Origin of the sequence: Paraburkholderia sp. J11-2, from assembly GCF_905220185.1 — a bacterium.
Classification (GTDB): domain Bacteria; phylum Pseudomonadota; class Gammaproteobacteria; order Burkholderiales; family Burkholderiaceae; genus Paraburkholderia.
The window spans coordinates 102615-124309 of record NZ_CAJMYY010000024.1; the positions used below are offsets into that span (position 1 = coordinate 102615).

A 21695-nucleotide genomic window follows, 5' to 3' on the forward strand; every position below is an offset into this window, starting at 1 on the left:
TCAGTGCCTGCTCGTGCCGTACATGCGCAAATAGCCGCTGTGAAGCGTCACCGGCTTGCCGTCCGTCTCCTCGATGAGCCGGGCGGCGGCCGCTTCGATGGCGGCGCGATTGCGGTGGAACGCGAGGCGCAGGTCCGGCTCGCGCAACGATCTCGCGCCGAAGCGATCCTCCAGCGCTTCAGCGGTTATCGCGCAGTCCACCGGGACCGAATCCGCCACGGCAACAAACGTGAGCGCGTACTCCTGCGTGTCGTACTCGACCGGACCTTCGGGAAAGGAAATGTTCATAGTGGGTGGACTCCTGAATATCGGGCGCGTAACCAATCAGGCGCCGCCGCGTGGCGGCGCGCAGGCGATCTGTCAACGCCGCGAGATGCCGAAAAGCAGGCTGGCCAGGAAGAGAATCACGAATATCAGGAACAGAATCTTGGCGATGCCCGCAGCACCCGCGGCAATCCCGCCAAACCCGAAGACAGCCGCGATGATGGCTATGACGAAAAATACGATCGCGTAGTAAAGCATTGCCGGCTCCTTTGGAAGTATCCCTCCTCTATGCGCAACGGCCGTGCCCGAGCGGACTTTCGCGCAGGCGCGAGAATTCCCGGGCCTCCAGTGGGGACAGGTCCAACATGTCTCACGGCGCGTGGGCGCGCATGGCCACGCGTAGCGGATCTTGTAGCGAGAAGGTGGAAACATTCCGCAATCTCTTTGGAAACGCCATGACGACAACCCACAACAAACTTCGGTATGCCGCTGCTTCGATATTGACCGTGCTCTTCTGCCTTGTTGCGGCAACCGCACACGCGGCAGGCTTCAAGCGCCTCGACATTCCCGCCGACGCCAACGGCCCGGCATTGAAAGCCATGGTATGGACGCCATGCGCCGAGCCCGCGGAGGACGTGCCGTTCGGTCCATACGTCCTGCGCGGGCGGCGCGACTGTCCGACGACTGGCGAGAAGCTCCCGCTCGTCGTCATTTCGCACGGCCACGCCGGCTCGTTTCTGGGTCATCATGACCTTGCCGAGACGCTGGCCGACGCGGGCTTCGTTGTGGCCGCAATCAATCACCCTGGCGACTCGTTCGCCGATCCGGGCCGCTCGGGCGATATCTCCGTGTTCATCGAGCGGCCGGCCGATATCAAGCGCGTGATCGACTACATGCTGAGCGCCGCGCCAGACGCCGCGAAAATCGACCCGCAACGCATTGGCTTCTTTGGCTTTTCGCGAGGCGGCTATACGGGTCTCGTGTTAGCGGGCGGCGTGCCGGACTTCCAGCACGCCGATGTGCCTTGCCCGGACCCGCGGCCGCCGGTCTGCGACGAAGTTGCGCGGGGAGACGTGCCCACGCAGCCGCTGCCGGCCGACGCGCGAATCAAGGCGTTCGTGCTCGCCGACCCGCTCAATGAATTCCCTGCTGCGAGCGATCTGAAGAACGTCACCGCGCCCATCCAGATGTGGGCTTCGCAGTATGGCGGCGACGGCGTCATGCCCCACAACGCGCCCGCGCTCGCGAAGACACTGCCCCGCAAACCCGACTATCACTTCGTGCCGAACTCGGCGCATTTCGCCTTTCTCGCGCCCTGCGCTGAGGCTATGAAAGAGCAGATGCGCGAGATTTGCGTGGATGAGCACGGCTTCGACCGGGTCGCCTTTCATCAGGCATTCGACGCCAGCGTGCTCGCGTTTTTCCAGGCGAACTTGCGCTAGCTTTTCCGCTTCCCTTCGTGCGGCCCTGTGGCCCAGCCGCCGCATTGTCGCTTCGGCCATCGCGTCGTCAGTTTCGCGCCAGCATCGGCAGGTAACATCGGTGCAAAGGAAGGCATCACGCAAAACCGGCGCAAGACGAAACAGGGAGATGGCTGAATGCGTTCTTTTCCGCTATTCATTGTCGGCGCACCGCGTTCGGGAACAACGTTTCTCTGCTCTGTTCTCAATGCGCACCCGCACATCCAGCTAACCAACGAATGCCGGGTTTTCGCGCTGGTCAAGGAAATGCTGGATGTGGGCAGCCAGCGCCCCGATTTGATGAGCGGCGCCTGCCGCGACCGCTTCAACGCCTTTGGCCGCCGCACGCTTGGCGCCTGGGTCGAGCGTTTCTATCGTGAAGACCTCGAAATGTCGGCGCCGATCTGGGGCGACAAACATCCCCCTTACGCCGATCCTACGATTCTTTCCGGCCGCGTCGGCGCAATCGAGCGCTTGCCGCGCTCCGGGTCGTGCCTGCGGCTCATCCACGAACTGTTGCCCAACGCGCGCTTCATTCATCTTCATCGCGACCCCGGCTGGGTCGCCAATTCGCTGGTGCGCAAGCACTGGATCGGGTCCGTCAACGACGGCGTTCGCGTGTGGGGGCAATATGTGACCGAAATCATCGACTTCTTTGCGGAGATTCCGGCGGAGCAGACTTTGACGGTCGGCTATCGCAATCTGATCAAAGATGCGGACACGACGATCGCAAGCATCAGCCGCTTTCTGGGCCTCACGGACGCTTCGCCGATCCGCGATTTCCTGCATGCCCAGCGCAGTGCGCCAACGCCGTTCAGCGACCCGGTGACCGATATCGCCGATCTCTACGTCGTCCCGCCTACCCCAACAACGGATAACGCGCTGCTCGCCCTTGCGGAAAAGGCGGCGACGCAACTTGGTTATTCGGCACCCGCCACTCTTTCGGAATCCATATAATTACTGCAAAGCAGCGCTCGAAAGACGAGGTACGCACGCGATTGCAGGCACGGCGAATTAAGCACGATGATGAGGCAGTCGGTAGCCTGGCGTTCGGAGAAGTCCGCACCGAAGGTCACGGCGCGGACCAGGAGAACCTGATATCGGCGTCAGGCATTGCCGCCCGCGCGACTCTCCAGAACGCTTCTTACCACCGGCACGGCTGAAAAGGCGTTCGGCCATCCCGCGTACCAGGCAAGGTGAGAGACCGCTTCGGAAACCTCTTCAGGTTTCAGCCCGTTGTCCATTGCCTTGTTCAGGTGGAACGTCACCTGCGCGACGTGTCCGGCGGTGATCAGCGACGCAACCGTCACGAGACTCCGGTCGCGTGGCGATAGATCGGGCCGAAGCCAGAGGTCGCGAAACAGAACCTCACCCGTGTCGGCTACGAGTCCCGGTGAAGCCGTGCCGACCATTTGCTCCACGGCCTGCGCACGCCTCGCCTCCGCCTGCGTGTCCAGCGGCATCAAGGCCGGCGATTCAGCGGGAAGCAGATCTTCACCAATGGCCCGGTCGGCGAACACGCGTCCGATAGCGGCCGCCGCCGTCGTGCCGTTGCACCAGCCCGCATAGAACGCGAGATGCGTCACGATCTCCGACATCTCTTTTGGCGCGACTCCGTGATCGAGGGCGAAGTTCGCGTAGAACGGCAGCGCATCGATTCGCCCCTGGGTGATGACAGCCGCCAGCGTGACAATGCTCCGATCCCGTCGCGAAAGGCCGGCGCGCGACCACACCTTGCCAAAGAGCGATTCCTGCTCATAGCGAGCCAGTGCCGGAGAGCAGGCGTAGACATTCATAATATTCATTCGTCATCCTGAAAAAATAGGAAACGCTCGCGACGTTCTCCCTCGACGATTTCCGTGCGGACACTGACGCCGGAATCAGTCGGTGACCAGCGGGCCCGACGTGTATTGCTCGTCCGTGACGGGCTCCATCCATTCGACGTTCTTTCCGTCGAGCATCTCGGTGATCGCGACGTGCGACATCGCAGTGGTCGGCGCTGCGCCGTGCCAGTGACGCTTGCCGCATGAGCAGGCGACGATATCGCCGGCCCGGATCTCCGTGCGTGCACCACCCTCGCACTGGGTCCAGCCCACGCCCGACAGAACGACCAGCGTTTGCCCCAACGGATGGGTATGCCAATGCGTGCGCGCACCGGGCTCGAATGTCACGATGGCGCCGCCGGCTCGGCCAGGTTCCTCCGCCTGGAACGGGCTGTCGATCCGCACCGAGCCCGTGAAGAAGCTCTCCGGCCCCTTGATCGAAGGCTTTGTTCCGTTGCGGATGATGGTTTGTGCCGGCGTGGTCATGATTTGCGTCCTTTGCAGTGTGGTCCGATGGTGAAAACACCCAACCGACAATCTAGTTCCTCGGTCGCGCGCCGACTAGATGGCAGAATCGGCATAGATTTATGCTATGGTGCATAAATGGAAATCCCCGACCTGAACGAACTGATCGCGCTGCTCACAGTGGCACAGGAGCGCAGCTTCACGCGCGCCGCGAGAAGGCTTGGCGTATCGCAATCGGCGCTTAGCAGGAGCGTGGCGGCGCTCGAGCGGCGGCTAGGCTCGCTTCTGCTGGTGCGCACCACACGCAGCGTGTCGACGACCGAGGCCGGTCAGCAGCTCCTGAACGGCGTCACACCCAAGCTCGAAGAGATCGACGCCGAACTGCGCGCGATCGCCGAATTGCGTGAGCGCGCCGTGGGAACGGTGCGCATCACGGCAACGGACTACGCGGCCAACCAGTACATCTGGCCGAAGCTTCAGGGGGTGCTGCGCGAGAACCCCGATCTGCGCGTCGAACTCATCAACGACTACGGATTTACCGACATCGTCGCCGAGCGGTTCGACATTGGTGTGCGGCTCGGCGATCAGGTGGAAAAGGACATGATCGCCGTGCGCATTGCGCCGGACGAAACGCTGGCGATCGTGGGCGCGCCCGACTATCTCGCCACAGCGCCGGCGCTCGCGCATCCACGGCAGTTGACGGCGCACAACTGCATCAATCTCAGGCTGCCCCGCACCGATACCGACCTGCCGTGGGAGTTTCACAAGGGCAACAAGCACATCGAGGTCAGGGTTCGCGGCCAGCTCGTTTTCAATAATTCGTATCAGATGCTCGACGCAGCCTTGCGCGGTTTTGGACTCGCCTACATACCGCGTGCGCTGGCCGAAAACCATGTGCGCGAAGGCCGATTGCAATGGGTGCTGGAAGACTGGTTCCCCACCTTTACCGGCCACCACGCCTACTATGCGACGCGGCGCCAGTCCGCGCTCGCGGTACGGCTGATCATTGCTGCGTTGCGCGATGGCGCGGCCGATTGAATGAACTCATCGACTGCGAGGTGATTGGCGACTGAAGTCGTGGATAGTAAGACGTGCTAATGCTTCGAGGTCGCCGCTAGTGGAGTGAGTGCGGCCTTGCGTATGCCTGCTCAAGTTTGCCGCGGCGACTCGGCGTCTACGTACACCCATGCCGATGCGCCTGAAGCAAGAACGACGCGATCACGCCGATATGCATCGACTTCGTAGTCGTCCGCATGTTGAAGTTCTTCGGGTGTGATCGCGAAGACCATACCGCTCACCTTGTCGGTCGTGTTGGCCGTATAGGTCACGACAGGATGATGCGTCTTCCCGCTTGTCCTGACGACTTCGGGGTCGTCGATCTTCAGCATGGTCAGTGAATAGCCGGGCATGTCATCAGCGTGGCCGTCAAGTTTCCGGCCAAACGTTGCCAGTTGTACCTGCTCGAGCTGAAGCGTGCCGTATGAAAAGAGATTTTCTGAAAATACCGGATCAGTGTTAGCCATAATGTGCAAGCAAGACGCGTGTGGGCCCGTATTTTACAACCGGACACGAATGGCTTGCCAGCCGGTTTGCCGAGTTCGATGGACCATGGTCGTGGACATATCGCGTTTGCGCTGCCAGCAACCAGGCGTATCGGTGAACTTGCGGTCATCGCTCTGGCTCTTGTGCTCGCCCAGTCGTTCGATAACCTGCCGCAGATGATCAGGACGCGAAACGCGAAAACCGCGGGCGTCGACCGATCCATCGAACGCCGACGCCCTTGTGGACCGGGCACGTGGATGCGCCCAGCCTGACTACTGATCGTGTGCGAGTGCTTCGAGACGAGCGTGGCCTGCGTCTTTCGCCGCGCGCTCCGTGGCGAAGGGTTCTTCGGCTACGAGCGAGCGCCGCACTTCGCGTGCGTCGAAGTCGACGAGCGAGATAACCCACACCCATCCGCCGATCTGCTCGGCCGTCTGCACGAACGCACGCACGTTGCCTTTGTCCTTGGTGTTCATTTGACCTCCTCGACAGGAAAACACCGGTAGCGGCGCCTCGCGCAGCGGGGGAGCATGCGTCCCGCGGGCGCCCTCACAGATCAAGTCAGCCCGCAGATCATCGCGCAGACGACCTGATCAGTGAATTGTGCAAGCACTCCATAACTCGCCATCGCGGTTCCCCGTTACGAGCCAACGTCCGGGAGCGCCGCATGGGGTACGGCCCTGCTGCCCCTCCCCTTGCAACACTTTATTTTAGGCAATGGGAATGGACATACCACTGGGCCCCGCGGACGCGCCCCTGCAGCACGCGCCGGTCGAAAGTGATCGGCGCGCCAACTTTCGGGGCAAAATCCGCCGCCCCGGCACTAGAATTCAGACATGGTCGCATTCCCGAAGGAGGCAGCCATGACTCAGTCAATGATCAGTTTTTGGGTTGGCCTTGTGGTTCTCGTTGTCATTGCCATGGTCCTGTCCCGTCGCTACAGGCGCGATCACCCGGGAGAGAGCCTGAGCCAGTGGCTCGACGCGCACCATATGAGCTGGATGCATCGCAAGCACTAGTGTTCTCCTTAGAGGAATACCATGCCGACTTACCAGTACCGGTGCGAGAAGTGCGGCGAGATGTTCGAGCATGCCGAGCATCTTGCCGAACATGCAACCGCTCATCCGCCTTGCCCCAAGTGCGGCAGCGAAAAGGTTCAGCACATACCCACACCCTTTGTGGCGAAAACATCCAGAAAGTCGTGAAATCTCTTCAGTCGCTCAGGTCTGTGCCGGTTGCACCCTGTCCCGATGATGGTCCGCGGCAAGGAACATATACATCGCAGGAACGACGAACAGCGTAAACAACGTGCCGATCGACATCCCCGTGAAGATCACGAGTCCCATCGCGTTGCGGCCGGCCGCGCCCGCACCCGATGCGATCACGAGCGGCACGACGCCCAGCACCATCGCGGCCGTCGTCATCAGGATCGGCCGCAAGCGCACGCCAGCTGCTTCTTCGAGTGCCTCGCGCTTGCGCCGCCCCGCGCGTTGCAGTTCATTCGCGAACTGCACGATCAAAATGCCATGCTTGCTGACGAGGCCCATCAGCGTGACGAGGCCCACCTGCGTGTAAATGTTGAGCGTCGTCAGGCCCACGTTGATGAAGATCAGCGCGCCGAACAGCGCCATCGGCACCGACACGAGAATCACGACCGGATCGCGAAAGCTCTCGAACTGAGCAGCAAGCGCGAGAAACACGATGATCGTCGCCAACAGCAGCGTGGTCACGAAGCCGCCCGATTCCTGCACGAACTGGCGCGACAAACCCGAATAGTCGGCCGTGTAGCCCGTCGGCGCGGCGTCGGTGGTGGCCCGGCGTAAGAAGTCGAGCACTTCGCCCTGCGAGATGCCCGGCGCGAGCACGCCGGAAATCGTTGCCGAATTGAGCTGCTGGAAGTGGTTGATCGACTCGGGCACGACGTTGCGCTTCAGATGCGTGACCGTCGATGCGGGAATCACGCTGCCGTCGGGCGTGCGCAAATAGTAGTCGAGCACTTGCGACGGGTTCAGCCGGTCCGTTTGTAGCACCTGCGGAATCACCTTGTACGAGCGGCCGGCAATCGAAAAGTAGTTGACGAAGTTACCGCCGAGCGCCGCGCCCAGCGTCTGCCCGATATCGCTTTGCGTCAGGCCGAGCGATGCGACTTTGTCGCGGTCCACGAGCAACACGCTTTCCGGCTTGTCGATCTTCAGATCGCTGTCGACGAAGAAGAACATGCCGCTTTCACGCGCCTTTTGCAGCACGGCTTGCGACACTTCATTCAGGTTCTCGAACGGCTCTGTCGTGCTGATGACGAATTGCACGGGTAATCCTTGCGCGCCCGGCAGGGGCGGAAACTGAAATGCCGCGACACGCGCGCCCGCGATGCCGTTCCACTTCTGCTGCAATTCCTGCTGCAATTGCGTTGCGCCCTTCTTGCGCTGGTCCCACGTCTTGAAGAGCACGCCGCCGATGCCCTGGTTCAGCGTCGGCACGCCCGTGAGCTGGAACATCTGTGCGTATTCGGGCAACTGCTTCGAGATCTCGAAGACCTGATCCGCGTAGGTTTGCATCTGCTGGATCGTCGCATCGGGCGGCCCCAGCACCTGGGACAGCACGATGCCCTGGTCCTCCTGCGGCGCAAGCTCCGATTGCGACGTCATGAAGAGATAGACGGTGCCGCACAGCAGCAGCGCGCCCATCACGACGAACACAGGCCACGTGTCGAGCATCGCATGCAAGAGGCGCCCGTAGCCGTGATGCACCCGCTCGAACTGCCGGTCGACGAAGCGCGCGAAGCGGCCCGACTGCTGGTCCGTGCGAAAAAAGCGCGAGCACATCATCGGCGAAAGCGTCAGCGCGATCACGCCCGATACGGTGACGGCGCCCGCCAGCGTGAACGCGAATTCGGTGAAAAGCGCGCCCGTCAGTCCGCCCTGAAAGCCGATGGGCAAGTACACGGCAATCAGCACGACCGTCATCGCGAGAATCGGGCCGCCGAGTTCGCGCGCGGCGATCAGTGCGGCGTCGAAAGGCTGCTTGCCCTCCTCCTTCATATGCCGGTCGACGTTCTCGACCACGATGATCGCATCGTCGACAACGAGGCCAATGGCGAGCACGAGCGCAAGCAGTGTCAGCAGATTGATCGAATAGCCAAGCACCTGCATCACGAAGAACGTGCCGATCATCGAGAGCGGCATCGCAATCACGGGCACGATTACCGCGCGAAAACTGCCAAGGAAAAGGAAGATCACGACGGTCACGATCAGCAGCGATTCGACGAGCGTCTTCACCACCTCTTCGATCGCCGTGTTGATGAAGTCGGTCGCGTCGTAGACGATGTCGCCGGTCATGCCCGTCGGGAACTGCTTCTGCAGGTCCGGGAAGAGGATTTTCACGCGCTTCGCGACGTCGAGCACGTTCGCATCGGGCGCCACCTTGATGCCGATGAACACCGATCGCTTGCCGCTGAATGCGACGTTGAAGTCGTAATTGTCCGCGCCGAGCACGACGTTCGCGACGTCTTCGAGGCGCACGATCGCGCCGTTCTTCTGCGTGACGATGAGCTTCCTGAAGTCTTCGACAGAATGCAGGTCGGTGCCCGCATTCAGATCGACGCTGATCATCTGGCCTTTGGTCGTGCCAAGCGTCGCCAGATAGTTGTTGTTGCCAAGCGCCGTGAAGACGTCGGCGGCCGTCACGTTGTGTGCGGCGAGCCTGCTCGAGTCGAGCCATGCGCGCAGCGCGAACTGACGGCCGCCGAGCACTTCCGCCGTTTGCACGCCCTGGACCGAATCGAGCTTCGGCTTCACAACACGCAGCAAATAATCCGTGACGTTGTTGCTCGGCAGCACGTCGCTGTAAAAACCCATGTACATCGCGTCGGTGGTTTGACCCACTTGCACGGTCAGCACCGGCTGTTGCGCCTGCGGCGGCAACTGGTTGCGCACCGAAGCGATTTGCGTGTTGATCTCCGTGAGCGCGCGATTGGAATCGTAGTTGAGGCGCAGCGTCGCGGTGATCGTCGAAACGCCCGTCGTGCTCGTCGACGACATGTAGTCGATACCCTGTGCCTGTGCAATCGCGGCTTCGAGCGGCTGCGTGATGAAGCCGGCCATCGTGTCGGCGCTCGCGCCGTAGTACGCGGTGGTGATCGTCACCACACCGTTTTCGGTTTGCGGATATTCGCTGACCTTGAGCGCCGCAAGCGAGCGCAAGCCGAGCACGAGTATCAGCAAGCTCACCACCGATGCGAGCACCGGGCGTTCAATGAAGATGTCGGTGAATTTCATCGCGCGCTCTTCTATTGTTCCTGAGGCGTCGGGTTCGCGCTGTCCGCAGGCAGCACGCGGTTGTCGATCACGAGCGGCGTACCGTTTTTCAGTTTCAACTGTCCGCTCGTCACGACCTGCGTGCCTTCGCTGATGCCCTTGAGAATCGCAACCTGGTCGCCACGCGTCGGCCCCGGCGTGACGAACACCTGTTGCGCGACGGGCATGATCTTGCCTTGCGCATTCTTTTGTTCGCCGGACTTCACGATGAACACGGTCGCGCCATATGGGTTATAGGTGATCGCCGTTTGCGGCAAGGTCAGATAGCGCTGCGCGCCGCCCGCGTCGATCTTCACGTTCGCGTACATGCCGGGCAACAGTTTGCGCTCGCGATTGTCGACGCTCGCCTCGATCTGGACGTTGCGCGTCGTGCTGTCCACGCGCGGATTGATCGAGCGGATCTTGCCGTCGAACGTGCGGTTGCCGAACGCATCCGTATTGACGACGATGGCCTGGCCAACCTGCAACTGGCCGAGTTGCTGCTGCGGCAGAAAGAAGTCGGCGTAGATCGGGTCGATGGCTTGCAGCGTGACGATGGCGTCTCCCGGATTGAGATACTGGCCGGGATTGACCGTCGTGATGCCCACGCGTCCCGCGAATGGCGCGCGAATCGTCTTCTTTTCGACGAGCGCGGCCTGTTGATCGACCTGGGCTCTTTTACTCTTGAGGTCGGCGGCGTCGGCGTCGAGTTGCGCCCTCGCAATCGCCTGAATGCCGAACTGCGCCTTGTCGCGGTTGTAGACCGTTTGCGCGAGGTCCGCGGCTGCTCGCAGCGACGCGAGCTGCGCGAGGTCCGAGTCGTCGTTCAGGCGCACGAGCACCTGGCCCGTCTTCACTTCCTGGCCCGAGTTGAACGCGATCTCGCGCACGAGCCCGGCCACTTCCGTCGTCACGTCAACGCCGCGCACCGCGCGCAGGCTACCCACTGCGGCAAGCTGCGGCTGCCATGTTTGATAGCTTGCGATAGCGGCCGTGACGGTGGCGGGCGGCGCGGCGTTGCTCGCCATGAACTGCTTGATCATGTGCGCCCTGAACAGATTGAAGCCGACCAGCGCCGCGAGCAGTATGCCCACGCAGATCAGCATGAGGATCATCCGCTTTGCCATCGGTTTTTTCGTCGTCATCGTCATGTCCTGGCAAGGGCGGCCATTACGCACCGTTTCATTTCGGCGCGGCCGGCGCGGGCTCGGCTGCCTGGCTCGTCGTGTCGTTCCACCAGCCGCCGCCGAGCGCCTGAAACAGCGCCGCCGTGTCCGCATAGCGCGCGGCCTGCGCCTGCGCGAGGTTCACGACGGTCTGCTGGTACTGACGCTGTGCATCGAGCAGCGCCAGATAGCTGACTCCGCCGATGCGAAACTGGCCGCGCGTCAGGTCGAGCGAATCGCCGGCCGCGCGCCATGCTTGCGTCTGCGCACTCAGGCCGGTTGCGTCGTGTTCGAGCGCGCGTAACGTGTCAGCGACGTTCTGGAATGCGAGCAGCACGGTTTGGCGGTATTGCGCGTTGGCCTCGTCGAACGCCGCTTCTGCCGCGCGCTTTTGCGCGCTCAACTGGCCGCCATGAAAGATCGGCTGCGTGATGCCTGCGCCGATGCTCCAGATCATGTCGGCGTACTTAAGAAGGCCCGCGGGCGTCAGCGCCTGCGGACCGTAACTCGCGGAGAGCGTGAGCTGCGGGTACAGGTTCGCTGTCGCTACGCCGACCTGGGCACTCGCCTGATGCAGTGTGGCGTCGGCGGCGAGAATGTCGGGGCGTTGCCGCACGAGCGAAGACGGCACGCTCACTGGCAAGGTTTGCGGCAACGTGAACATCGACATCCTGAACTCCGGCACGTCCGTATCGCTCGGCGGCTTGCCCGCCAGGACCGCGAGCTGGTGACGCGTCTGGTCGAGCGACTGACGCAACGGCGGCAATGTTGCGCGCGTTTGCGCCACGAGCGTTTCCTGCGCTAGCACCGCAGTGCGGCTTATGCCGCCCAGTTCGAGCTGCTGGCGCATGATGCGAAGCTGCGCGTCTTCGTCGTCGGCGATGCGCGCGGTCGCTTCGATCTGCTCGCGCAGCGAGGCTTCCTTGATGGCCGCCGTCACGATATTCGCGGTCAACGCGAGATACACCGCCTGCAACTGGAAGCCCTGGTAATCGACCTGGGAGCGCAGCGATTCGAGCTGGCGCCTGCCGCCTCCGAACACATCGAGGTTGTACGACACGTTCACCGAAGCGTTATAGAGGTTCAGCAGTTCCGTGAGTTGCGGCTCGCCGAACGTGACACCGCTGAACTTCTCGCGCGTCGCATTGGCCGTTGCATCGACGGACGGATACAGCGTGGTGCCGATTTGCGCACGAAGATTTTCACCGGCCTGCCTGAGCGCCGCTTGCGCCGCGGCGACATTGGGGCTGTTGGCGAGCGCTTCGCGGATCAGCGCGTCGAGCGGCTCGCAATGAAAGAGCGTCCACCACTGCGCGGGAATGTCCTGTGCGGCCACGAAATGTTGCGGGACACCCGAAGCGCCCGGCGCCGAGGCCGTTTGATCGGGCAGCGGCGTGGACGTGTAAGCGCCGGTGGCGGGCGGCGCGGGCGTATGGTAATTCGGGCCGACCGTGCAGCCGGACAAGGCGATCAGGACGGTGACCCATGCAGCACGCGTAACCGTCTCGCATGCTGCATTGCGGCGAGATGCACTGCGCGAATGCCAGTGCAGGCGGCTGCGACTGAAACCGTGGTTGACGTCGTCGATCATCGATCCACCTTGTTTCACTGCGTGGAAAACGAACGAAACGGCAGATGCAGAGCTTGAAATCATGCCACAGGTGGCGCGGGTCTGATCGACGTGGACTACCATGGGATCTACGCTCTTGCTGGCGGCGTGCCCACGGAGGTCGACATGAGCAGTGACGCATCGAATGAAAACGGTCCCGATCTGGCCCAAGGCGTGCCCATCGAATCTCTCGGTGAAGCGGGCATGTTGTCCGGACACGTCGGTAACGACGCCGTGCTGATTGCACGGCTCGGCAATGAATTCTTCGCGATCGACGCCGCCTGCACGCACTACCACGGCCCGCTCGCCGAAGGGTTGATCGTCGGGGAAACGGTACGGTGCCCATGGCATCACGCGTGTTTCAGCCTGCGCACGGGGGAAGCGGTGCGCGCGCCTGCGCTCAGCCCGGTCGCGTGCTGGTCTACGGAGATCCGTGGCGACAAGCTTGTCGTGCTGCACAAGAAAGCGCCGCCCGCGCGCTCCGTGACCGCACCGGCCGATGTGCCACAGAAGATCGTGATCGTCGGCGCAGGGGCTGCAGGCTTTGCTGCCGCCGAGCGTCTGCGGCGCCTCGGCTACGCGGGCAGTCTCACGATGCTGAGCGACGACGACGCCCCGCCGGTGGACAGGCCAAACCTGTCCAAAGACTATCTGGCCGGCAGCGCGCCCGAGGACTGGCTGCCGCTTCGCGACGACGCTTTCTACGCCGATCAACGCATCGATCTGCGGCTGAACGCCGGCGTTACCCGCCTTCACGTCGCCGCGCAGGAAGTGGAACTCGCGGATGGAAGCAGGGTGCCCTACGACCGCCTGCTTTTGGCCACAGGAGCCGAAGCGGTCCGCTTGCCGATCCCCGGCATGGACTTGCCGCACGTGCATACCTTGCGCACATTGGCCGACAGCCGCGCCATCATCGCTCGCGCGGCGAACGCGCGGCGCGCGGTTGTCATCGGAGCCAGCTTCATCGGGCTCGAAGCGGCGGCGTCATTGCGCGCGCGTGGACTCGAGGTCCACGTCGTGGCGCCGGAGCAGCGTCCGATGGAACGTGTGCTGGGGCCGCAGATGGGTGAATTCGTGCAGCGGTTGCATGAAGAACACGGCGTCGTCTTCCACCTCGGGAACACCGCCAGCGCGATCGATGCGCAGCAGGTATCGCTCAAGGCGGGCGGCAACCTGGCGGCTGATCTGGTGGTGGTCGGCGTCGGCGTGCGGCCCAGACTGGCACTGGCCGAGCAAGCTGGCCTCGCGATCGACCGCGGCGTGGTGGTCGATGCCTGCCTGCAGACCAGCGCGCCTGGCGTGTTCGCTGCCGGCGACATCGCGCGTTGGCCCGATCCGCACAGTGGCACGGCAATTCGCGTGGAGCACTGGGTTGTCGCGCAGCGCCAGGGACAAACTGCGGCGATGAACCTGATTGGCGGACGCGAGACGTTCGACGCCGTACCGTTCTTCTGGAGCCAGCATTACGATGTCCCGATCAATTATCTCGGGCACGCCGAGAGCTGGGACGAGATCTCGGTTGAGGGGGATATCGCAGGACGCGACTGCTTCCTGCGCTACAAGCGAGACGGACGCGTGGTCGCCGTGGCCTCTATCTATCGCGATGCAGAAAGTCTGCGGGCAGAAGTCGAAATGGAGCGCGACATGCGTTGACGGCGGAACGCGTCGCACCGGTCACCGCCCGGTCAGACTCTTGAGGATTTTCCGAACGATGCGCTCGTGCCGCGCGAGCGCCTCTTCGAGTGTGCTCGCGCCATAGCTCTCGTTGTCGTCTCGCGCTTGCATTCCGGCGATACGCGTCACGAAGAGCGCGGGTTCCCCTGCCTTCGTGTCGGCCACACCGCGAAAGCGCGTCGTGACCGTCACGCCCGACTTTTCGAGCAACGTGCGGCGAAAGATCAGTTCGTTCTCCGCCATCCAGCGCGACCACTCGCTGCGGTCGAACACCTCGAAAGGCCTGTTCTTTGCATCGAGCACGTAGAAGCGTTCACCCTTGGGTGGGACAGTGCGGGTTCCCATCTATTTGGCATCGGCGACTAGTCGAGCTTCATGATGCCCATGTGCATCGCGGTGTCCGCACACATGACGACCAGCTTGTCGTGCGAAACACCCTCGGTCAACCGATGATTGAGCACCTCGTCGAATGTCCCGGCGCACTGCGAGACCGCGCTCATCGCGTCTCCTTCCGTCCGGTTGTAGGCGCCAGCGAGCAGCCATCGCGCCCGGCATTTTGCGGCGTCTATCGTTTCCTGAACTGAAGCATCAGGGCCGGCTGCGTGACATTCGGGAATCGCTACAGGCTGGAACGCTTGCGACAAGGTGGGGATGAGGAAGGCAGCGGCAACGATGTATCGACGGCACATGGCAGCTCCTTTCATGAGGATCTTCTTACCGCCGTTGATTCGCGACGATGAGTCAATCGACAATCTATCACTTCTGCCAGCGAGGGTGCGTGTGCCAGCCGTCACATCAGCGCCGACGCTTTCTGCCCGGCGCGGAGTCGATCAATCAGGTCGTCGGTGACCCGGCGAGCTGTCGATAAATCGCGCCGCAACCGTTCGAAGGCAACCATGGCCCATGGCGCGACAAATACGAATACAACGCATTCAAATCCGGTAAGCACGGCTGCAAGCGTCTGGTTTGCCTGCGTACCGCTATGCGGCAACCCGTGGCGGAGCCACAGGAATGCCGGTTTGATCCCAACGTCGAAAGTCATCGCCAAAGCCAGGATCAACGCGACATGCAACGCCAGCTGCAGGTCGAGGAAAGCCGCCGTGTCGTCATTTTCCTGGTGAATGAGCACGATCATCCGGCCAGCGATCGCAAGCGTCATCAACACGAGCGCGCAAAAACAACTCCATTCGAACATATGATTTTATCGCCCCAGTTTTTTCGTTCCATCGCGCATGGCCAAGCGGATCGGAAACGAGAACGGCGTCCTGCACATCAGGTCTTTCAACCCGTTACGCAGGACGCCGTTGTCCAATGAGCCCGTTGGCGGGCGGTTCAGTATTCAGTCATGCTCAGTGCCATGGAGCGAATCGCCGTTGACACGCCCCGGCACAAGGCAACGCAAGGGCTGTGCCAGTCCTTATCGCCCGTTGCGGGCGTGATAGCGCTGCACGGCGGCGCAGCGCGGCACGGTTCTGGTGCGCAGCGGCACCGATCATGCGATCTGGTGAGAACTTTCCCGAGCGCGCCGTTGCCTGGACTCCAGATGCTCATTCACATCAGGGCCGGTTCACCACACGGACTACAGCGCCGGAATCACGCTTGGAGACTCAAGATGGGACACCACGCGCTTGATACCCGGCACGCTCTCGGCCGCAATGCGGATGGCCCGCTTTTCTTCCATGGATTCGATCACCCCCCATAGATGCGCGACACCGTCCTTGACGCGCACGCCGTGTCTGGACAACCCCCAGCGCTGCCCGTGCATGGCCTGGACTATCGCGTTGCACAGGCTCGCATCGTCGCACGGAGCGGGTGCCACGACGGGAGCCGCCCGCGCGATTGCGCGAACCAGGTGCGCACGACTGACTTGTCCGATCAGCTTGCCGCCCCTCAGCACTGGCACGCTGTCGAGACGCCGACGCTCCAGAAGGTCCACGATTTGCTGGAGCGGCATATCCCCCGGAATCGAAATCACCTCTTCGCACATCACGTCGCCGACGACGCGCCCGTGCTCCTTCAGATACCTCGCGGCCTGAGCACGGGGGGACGACAACAGGAGTTCGTGCCACCACTTGCGCTTACTCTGGCAGGTGCCGTTCTCTACGCGATGTAGAAGATCGTGTTCGCCGACGATACCGACAACCTCTGCGTTCTCGTCGACGACCGGCATGCTGCCGATATGGTTGTCGACCAGCAGTGTTGCCGCTTCGTGGATCGTCATATCCGGTGTGGCGGTAATGACGAACGCGGTCATGATGTCTCGTGCGCGCATGGTGGCTTCTCCTGCGTATTCGCGACGGGTCCTCATCGGGTGCTCCCTCGCGTGGCTTTGGCAGACCGCCCCGGGCCGATCGCCCGGTGCTGAGGCGCCTTGATTCCACAACCTGATTTCATTGCGGCCTCGCGCGCCGCTGGGTGGGCAAAGCCCCGCCTTTAACAGGCCTGCCCTGTTGTTGAGCGCGCCCGTGCCGACGGTGCTACCGGGCGTCTAGCGAGCAATAGAGGTCCGGAATGCAAAGGGCAATCGCGTTATCCAGTGCCGGCTGCGGAGCAAACGACATGTGCGATGGGCCGAAGCGCGGAAACGGCGTGTATCCCGAAGCATGGGGCGCCTGGGCCGAGTCATCGAGCCCGGAATCAAAGTCGGCGTTACCGGTCGCGGCAATGCAGCACTGGAACCCGGCGGTGGCCATCGCCGTGAGCACGCAGTAAGAGAAAACAGTTGTGATCCGGCTCAGGTAGCTCATGTCGAGGCTCCTCAAAGACCAGTTCAAAAAAGGTACGCGTAACGGCAGATTGCTGTTCCGCCAAACGGTTAATTCGTGCCTCGCAAAACGCGACGCAAACGATACCCCTGGCGCCTGCGGCGCCTCGGAGAGTACGGCCTTTAATGGTCTCCTGCTGCGCTGTCGCCGGCGGCACGTTCAAAGCGGGCACGCTGCAATACGACGGCATGGAGTCAATCGTAGAGGTTTCGCGAACACCCGAACATAACCTGAACAGGTGAGCGCGCGACCGGCTTCCAGCCAGTGCCGATCTCCTGTCCAGTCGGCTTCGGACAGGCGCGGCATCGTTGCCCGCGGCACTACCGCCTGCGGTTCGCTATCTCAACTTGCCGAGCCACAGCGCAGTGAGTGTTGAGCGACTTCCGACGTTGAATTTGGTGTAGATCGACTTGATATGGACATGCGTCGTGTTCGGACTCTGGTCGAGCGTCTGCGCGATCTGCTTTTCCGTGAGTCCGTCGAGCAGCCCTAACAGCACCCTTCGCTCGGCCGACGTCAGGGGCGCTTCGGCAATAAGCAGGCCGTGGCTGAGCAGTTGCTGCCGGCAGTACCATCTCAGCCCATGCATCACGAAGCCGAGAAGCTCGAGATCGGGCGCGGCGAAGCGAGGCGCCTGCACCTCGCGAAACACGAAGAGATGAATCCGCACGTCGTCGTTGAGGGCGCAACGCATCTGGATGCTGTCGCCGTGACCCACTTCGAGGTAGTGACGGCGGTAGTGCTCGCCTTCAAACCATTCGGCGGGCATCGCCTCGAAGAGCAGGTTGGCGAGGAATGGCTCGTTCCCCGACGCGGCCACGACATGCGACGAGTCGACCTTGCCGGACCAGAGCGTGTCGTACTGCTCCTGCACGGACGCGATCACCGCGGGTGCCGGATGCAGAAGCCGAACCAGACGTGGACGCCAGCCGAACAGCGGGTCGTTTTGCGCGGGCGACGGCAATCGCACAACGACGGCCCAAAGCGCATTCTGTGCAGCGACCATCGCACAGAGCGTGTTTAGCAAGTGGGTCAGTGCGGCATCGCCATCGGCTGCGGAGAACCCGGCCAGCCGGTCCCAGAGTGCAAAGACGTCTTCCCGGACTGCAGGATTGGCGGAATTCGCGAATGGGTGCATGTCGTCCCCAGGAAGAAGCGGCGGTTCACCGATCTTCGGTGATTTCGGCCTCGCCTGACAAGGAACTTCGAGCGCAAGCCCCGCTCGTTGGGCTCACCCATCGCACCACTCCGGCGCCGCTCCCGTGACGCGACGGTTGTCTTGAACATTTCCCGTCGCGATATGAGAATGGCCGCGTTGTCTTATGCAGTCTCGGGCGGGTCCTTGCTTCGGACTCTATCGTGATCAACCAGGTCGGTCGACATCGTCATGGCATCTCAATTCGAAATGAGCGAAACCCTGGTCGGTGCGCTTTCGCTGCGGGCCATCAAATCGTTTCTCGCTGCTGCCAGATTCAGGAGTTTTACCGGGGCGGCCAATGCATTGAGCGTGACCCCCGCAGCCGTAAGCAAGCAGGTGCGGGAACTGGAGGACTACCTTGGGACGACGTTGTTTGTCCGCTCGGGCAGGACCGTCGCATTGACGGCCGACGGGGAGATGTTCAAGGATGCCGCCCAGCTTTCGCTGATCAATCTTCATCAAGCCGCCGAACGCCTGCGCAAGAAAATTCCCGCCAGGCAGACCCTGACCGTATGCTGTTCGCCCGCGTTTTCGGCGCTGTGGCTCCACAGGCGACTGCCCGAATTCCTTCAGGACGCTCCGGATATCGAACTCACCGTGCTGGCCACGCAGAATTTCGTCTCGATGGAAGCGGGCGTACAGCCGGACGTGTACATCGCCAAGCTGGCCAGCGTGCGCGACGGATACGACAGCGAGCACCTGTTCGACGACGAGGTCTATCCCGTTTGCACACCGCAGTACCTGCAGGGACACGGCCCGATCGAGGCGCCCGAAGGACTGCTCGACATGTCGCTGCTGGACCTCAGCGCCTACGGTCGATCGCAGATTTCCGAGCATATCGACTGGAAAGTCTGGCTGGCGCTGCATGACGTGTACACCAGCTGGTGTGCCGACATTCCGCGGCAGCTGTTCACCAGCAACGACTATCCGGCGATCGTCCAGTTGGCGCTCGCACATCAGGGCGTGGCGTTGGGCTGGCATCATCTCGTCGGACACCTGGTCGACAGCGGCGACCTGGTGCGTCCGCTGCCGCACAAGACGATCATGAGGAACCGCGGTCATTACCTCTCCGTGCGCAAAGACAAGGCGGACACCGGCGTGTGCGAACGATTCTGCCGGTGGATCAGGCAGCAGCTCACCCTGCCTTCTTCAACCAAAAGTTGAAGCAATGCCGGAGGAAATGTCGTTTTCGTTACCGGTGAAACGAGCCTAAATTTCTCTTCACGCCGCTCAGGAGTGGCGATACGGAAGAGGAAATCAGCTCATGGGTTTCAAGAGAAGCATCCACGCTGTGGAGACCCATTCGGGTATCCCGATGCGCGTCGTGACTGGCGGCATCCCCCATATTCCCGGCGACACCGTGCAGGCCAAGATGAAATGGCTCGAGGCCAATGACGACGGCCTGCGCAAGCTGCTGCTGCGCGAGCCGCGCGGTTATCCGGCCCACTGCTGCAACATCGTCGTGCCTCCCTGTCACCCGGAGGCGGATGCGGGTTACATCATCCTGGAACAAGTCGAGTACCCGATGATGTCGGGCGGCAACACCATCTCCGTGGCGACCGTACTGCTGGAAATGGGCATGCTTCCGATGCAGGAGCCGGTGACCGAGTTGACGCTGGAAGCGCCGGCCGGGCTGATCCGCATTACCGCAGAATGCAGGAACGGCAAGGTCAATAGCGTGAAGTTCACGAACGTACCGGCGTTCGCCGCGCATCTCGACGCCGTCATCGACGTGCCGCACCTGGGCAAGGTGCGAGTGGATGTCGGCTGGGGCGGCATGTTCTATGCCATTGCCGACGTGCGACAGTTTCCGGGGCTCGAACTCAAGCCCGAACATGGCAAGGAGATTGCGCGGGTCTGCGCCATGATCCGGCAGGCCGCCATCGAGCAATTACCGGTTGCGCATCCCGACTATCCAGGAGTTGGCATCACGATTTCCCAGCTCTCGGGACCCACCGACGACCCGCGGGCCGACTGGAAGAACGTGGTCACGATGCCCACCGGCCCGCTCTCATGGGACGATCCCGCCACCTGGACCGGCGCGATCGACCGCTGCCCCTGCGGCACCGGCACCTGCGCCAAGATGGCGGTGCTGCACGCCAAGGGCGAATTGCCGTTGCACCAGGACTTCCGGCACCAGGGCGTTCTCGGTACGGTGTTCACTGGCCGCCTGGAGCAAACGACCCGGATCGGCAAGCAGGCGGCCGTGGTGCCGACACTGGCCGGCACCAGCTGGATCCATGGCATCCACACCATCGTGCTGGATCATGACGACCCCTTTCCCGAAGGCTACACCCTTGGGGATATCTGGCCGAAACAGTAGGAACGCTAGCCATGCAGACGATATCCGCGCAGCAGATCCAGTCCGTACTGGACTGGTGCGGCATTCTGGAGGCGTTGCGCCAAGGGCATTCCGGACCCCGGCCCATCGGCGATGGTTATTTCATTGGAGACGCGAGCTTTGGCCTGTTCAGCCGCGGCGTGATCCTGCCGGGCAAGGGTGCCGGGGTCAAAATCGCCTCGATCCATCCGGCCAACGGCGCCGCCGATCCGCCCCTACCGACGGAGCAGGCTGCGTTTCTGGTTTTGGACGAGCGTACCAAGGGGCTCGTCGCCATGCTGGACGGCCCCGAAATCACGCGCTGGAAGACGGCGGCCGATTCCGCCCTGGCGGCGCGATGGTTGAGCCGCGAGCACAGCGAGGTCTTGCTGGTCCTGGGCGCGGGTCCGGTTGCACGGTCCTTGACGGACGCTTACCTGCACATCCGGCCATCGATCCGCGACGTATTGTTGTGGAATCGCACGCCGTCGAAGCTGGAAGCGGCACGCCTCGCGCTCGAAGCGAGACACCTCCGGGTACGGATTGTCGAGGACCTCGATGCCGCGGTCGCCAGCGCAGACATCATCGTGGCCGCCACCAGCGCAACCACGCCCATGATTCGGGGCAAGGGCGTTCGTCCCGGTACCCATGTGGATCTGGTAGGCGGATACCGGCCCGACATGCAAGAGGCCGATTGCGATGTATTCCGGGGTGCCCGGATCTTCGTGGACGACCGCCAGAATGCTGCCGAATCGGGCGACATCCAGATCCCTATGCGAGCGGGCGTGATTGCGGAGGGCGACATCGAAGCGGATCTGTTCGATCTGTGCAGGATGCGTGCATTCCATCGCTCGCCCGGAGATCGGACGGTTTACAAGAATGCCGGCGGCGCGCACCTGGACCTGATCGTCAGTCAGTATGTTGTCGAGCAATTGAAAGCACGCTAACGGCGGCCGGTGTCGTATCAGAGCGCTTTACTGGATAGCCACCGGCTTGAGCAGAAACACGTGACATCGGGGGTGTACTGGATGCCAAAAAATTAATCATTAGTAGTACGTATGCCATGCTATTTGGCGCGACGATGCCGCGAGTTCGGCAAATTGAACATTGATTGAAC

The 21695-nt window shown here is 62.3% G+C and carries 24 protein-coding genes; 8 read left to right on the forward strand and 16 right to left on the reverse strand.

Annotated features, from left to right (window positions below; translation table 11 throughout):
• On the reverse strand, positions 1-288 hold the full coding sequence (locus tag U5A57_RS29470) for a DUF1488 domain-containing protein (RefSeq protein ID WP_321915181.1): 288 nt from the start codon (positions 286-288) through the stop codon (positions 1-3).
• 72 nt (positions 289-360) lie between these two features.
• Entirely contained in the window at positions 361-522 is a 162-nt protein-coding gene (locus U5A57_RS29475) for a DUF1328 domain-containing protein (RefSeq protein WP_158761410.1), read from the reverse strand.
• A 197-nt stretch (positions 523-719) separates the two neighbouring features.
• Here U5A57_RS29475 and U5A57_RS29480 point away from each other — a divergent pair, with 197 nt between their 5' ends.
• Both U5A57_RS29480 and U5A57_RS29485 read left to right on the forward strand, forming a co-directional pair.
• Positions 720-1706 (forward strand): alpha/beta hydrolase family protein, encoded by a 987-nt coding sequence (locus U5A57_RS29480; RefSeq protein WP_321915182.1) that lies wholly within the window; start codon positions 720-722, stop codon positions 1704-1706.
• Between the two features lie 156 nt (positions 1707-1862).
• Positions 1863-2681, forward strand: coding sequence for a sulfotransferase (locus tag U5A57_RS29485; RefSeq protein WP_321915183.1), 819 nt, complete (start codon positions 1863-1865; stop codon positions 2679-2681).
• Between the two features lie 149 nt (positions 2682-2830).
• Here the strand turns inward: U5A57_RS29485 and U5A57_RS29490 are convergent, their stop codons facing one another.
• The gene (locus U5A57_RS29490) at positions 2831-3520 is read right to left on the reverse strand and encodes a carboxymuconolactone decarboxylase family protein (protein WP_321915185.1); all 690 of its coding nucleotides are present in this window, start codon (positions 3518-3520) and stop codon (positions 2831-2833) included.
• An 84-nt stretch (positions 3521-3604) separates the two neighbouring features.
• Positions 3605-4033: a cupin domain-containing protein gene (locus tag U5A57_RS29495; RefSeq protein ID WP_321915187.1), complete on the reverse strand. Its 429-nt coding sequence runs from the start codon at positions 4031-4033 to the stop codon at positions 3605-3607.
• 117 nt (positions 4034-4150) lie between these two features.
• Here U5A57_RS29495 and U5A57_RS29500 point away from each other — a divergent pair, with 117 nt between their 5' ends.
• Positions 4151-5050 carry a LysR family transcriptional regulator gene (locus U5A57_RS29500; protein WP_321915189.1) on the forward strand — a complete coding sequence of 300 codons (900 nt, stop codon included), beginning with the start codon at positions 4151-4153 and terminating at the stop codon, positions 5048-5050.
• A gap of 110 nt (positions 5051-5160) precedes the next feature.
• On the opposite strand, the gene U5A57_RS29505 is transcribed toward U5A57_RS29500, so the two are convergent.
• The 3 genes from U5A57_RS29505 to U5A57_RS29515 all read right to left on the reverse strand — a co-directional run bounded on the left by U5A57_RS29505 (position 5161) and on the right by U5A57_RS29515 (position 6666).
• Positions 5161-5535, reverse strand: coding sequence for a gamma-glutamylcyclotransferase family protein (locus U5A57_RS29505; RefSeq protein WP_321915190.1), 375 nt, complete (start codon positions 5533-5535; stop codon positions 5161-5163).
• 291 nt (positions 5536-5826) lie between these two features.
• A complete protein-coding gene (locus U5A57_RS29510; RefSeq protein ID WP_321915191.1) occupies positions 5827-6030 on the reverse strand; it encodes a hypothetical protein in 204 nt (67 codons plus the stop codon).
• 396 nt (positions 6031-6426) lie between these two features.
• On the reverse strand, positions 6427-6666 hold the full coding sequence (locus tag U5A57_RS29515; protein ID WP_321915255.1) for a hypothetical protein: 240 nt from the start codon (positions 6664-6666) through the stop codon (positions 6427-6429).
• Between U5A57_RS29515 and U5A57_RS29520 the strand changes: the two genes are divergently transcribed.
• A complete protein-coding gene (locus tag U5A57_RS29520; protein ID WP_321915192.1) occupies positions 6595-6759 on the forward strand; it encodes a zinc ribbon domain-containing protein in 165 nt (54 codons plus the stop codon). The genes U5A57_RS29515 and U5A57_RS29520 overlap by 72 nt on opposite strands.
• Positions 6760-6774: 15 nt before the next feature.
• On the opposite strand, the gene U5A57_RS29525 is transcribed toward U5A57_RS29520, so the two are convergent.
• The 3 genes from U5A57_RS29525 to U5A57_RS29535 are packed head-to-tail and all read right to left on the reverse strand — an operon-like array spanning position 6775 to position 12603.
• Entirely contained in the window at positions 6775-9828 is a 3054-nt protein-coding gene (locus U5A57_RS29525; RefSeq protein ID WP_321915194.1) for an efflux RND transporter permease subunit, read from the reverse strand.
• 11 nt (positions 9829-9839) lie between these two features.
• Positions 9840-10991, reverse strand: coding sequence for an efflux RND transporter periplasmic adaptor subunit (locus U5A57_RS29530; protein WP_321915196.1), 1152 nt, complete (start codon positions 10989-10991; stop codon positions 9840-9842).
• Between the two features lie 37 nt (positions 10992-11028).
• Positions 11029-12603: an efflux transporter outer membrane subunit gene (locus tag U5A57_RS29535; RefSeq protein WP_321915197.1), complete on the reverse strand. Its 1575-nt coding sequence runs from the start codon at positions 12601-12603 to the stop codon at positions 11029-11031.
• A gap of 144 nt (positions 12604-12747) precedes the next feature.
• On the opposite strand from U5A57_RS29535, the gene U5A57_RS29540 reads away from it, so the two are divergent.
• Positions 12748-14274: an FAD-dependent oxidoreductase gene (locus U5A57_RS29540; RefSeq protein ID WP_321915198.1), complete on the forward strand. Its 1527-nt coding sequence runs from the start codon at positions 12748-12750 to the stop codon at positions 14272-14274.
• A gap of 21 nt (positions 14275-14295) precedes the next feature.
• Here the strand turns inward: U5A57_RS29540 and U5A57_RS29545 are convergent, their stop codons facing one another.
• The 6 genes from U5A57_RS29545 to U5A57_RS29570 form a co-directional block, all read right to left on the reverse strand.
• Positions 14296-14640: a hypothetical protein gene (locus tag U5A57_RS29545; protein ID WP_321915200.1), complete on the reverse strand. Its 345-nt coding sequence runs from the start codon at positions 14638-14640 to the stop codon at positions 14296-14298.
• Positions 14641-14657: 17 nt separating this feature from the next.
• Positions 14658-14999: a hypothetical protein gene (locus U5A57_RS29550; protein WP_321915201.1), complete on the reverse strand. Its 342-nt coding sequence runs from the start codon at positions 14997-14999 to the stop codon at positions 14658-14660.
• An 86-nt stretch (positions 15000-15085) separates the two neighbouring features.
• Complete coding sequence (locus tag U5A57_RS29555; protein ID WP_321915203.1) at positions 15086-15490, reverse strand: hypothetical protein; 405 nt, start codon at positions 15488-15490, stop codon at positions 15086-15088.
• A gap of 384 nt (positions 15491-15874) precedes the next feature.
• Positions 15875-16567: a CBS domain-containing protein gene (locus U5A57_RS29560; RefSeq protein WP_321915205.1), complete on the reverse strand. Its 693-nt coding sequence runs from the start codon at positions 16565-16567 to the stop codon at positions 15875-15877.
• Between the two features lie 205 nt (positions 16568-16772).
• Positions 16773-17042 (reverse strand): hypothetical protein, encoded by a 270-nt coding sequence (locus U5A57_RS29565; RefSeq protein WP_321915206.1) that lies wholly within the window; start codon positions 17040-17042, stop codon positions 16773-16775.
• A 355-nt stretch (positions 17043-17397) separates the two neighbouring features.
• A complete protein-coding gene (locus U5A57_RS29570) occupies positions 17398-18198 on the reverse strand; it encodes a helix-turn-helix transcriptional regulator (RefSeq protein WP_321915208.1) in 801 nt (266 codons plus the stop codon).
• 249 nt (positions 18199-18447) lie between these two features.
• Between U5A57_RS29570 and U5A57_RS29575 the strand changes: the two genes are divergently transcribed.
• The 3 genes from U5A57_RS29575 to U5A57_RS29585 all read left to right on the forward strand — a co-directional run bounded on the left by U5A57_RS29575 (position 18448) and on the right by U5A57_RS29585 (position 21525).
• Positions 18448-19422, forward strand: coding sequence for a LysR substrate-binding domain-containing protein (locus tag U5A57_RS29575; RefSeq protein WP_321915209.1), 975 nt, complete (start codon positions 18448-18450; stop codon positions 19420-19422).
• A gap of 100 nt (positions 19423-19522) precedes the next feature.
• Positions 19523-20581 (forward strand): proline racemase family protein, encoded by a 1059-nt coding sequence (locus U5A57_RS29580; protein ID WP_321915210.1) that lies wholly within the window; start codon positions 19523-19525, stop codon positions 20579-20581.
• Between the two features lie 11 nt (positions 20582-20592).
• On the forward strand, positions 20593-21525 hold the full coding sequence (locus U5A57_RS29585) for an ornithine cyclodeaminase (protein ID WP_321915211.1): 933 nt from the start codon (positions 20593-20595) through the stop codon (positions 21523-21525).
• Positions 21526-21695: the final 170 nt, after the last annotated feature.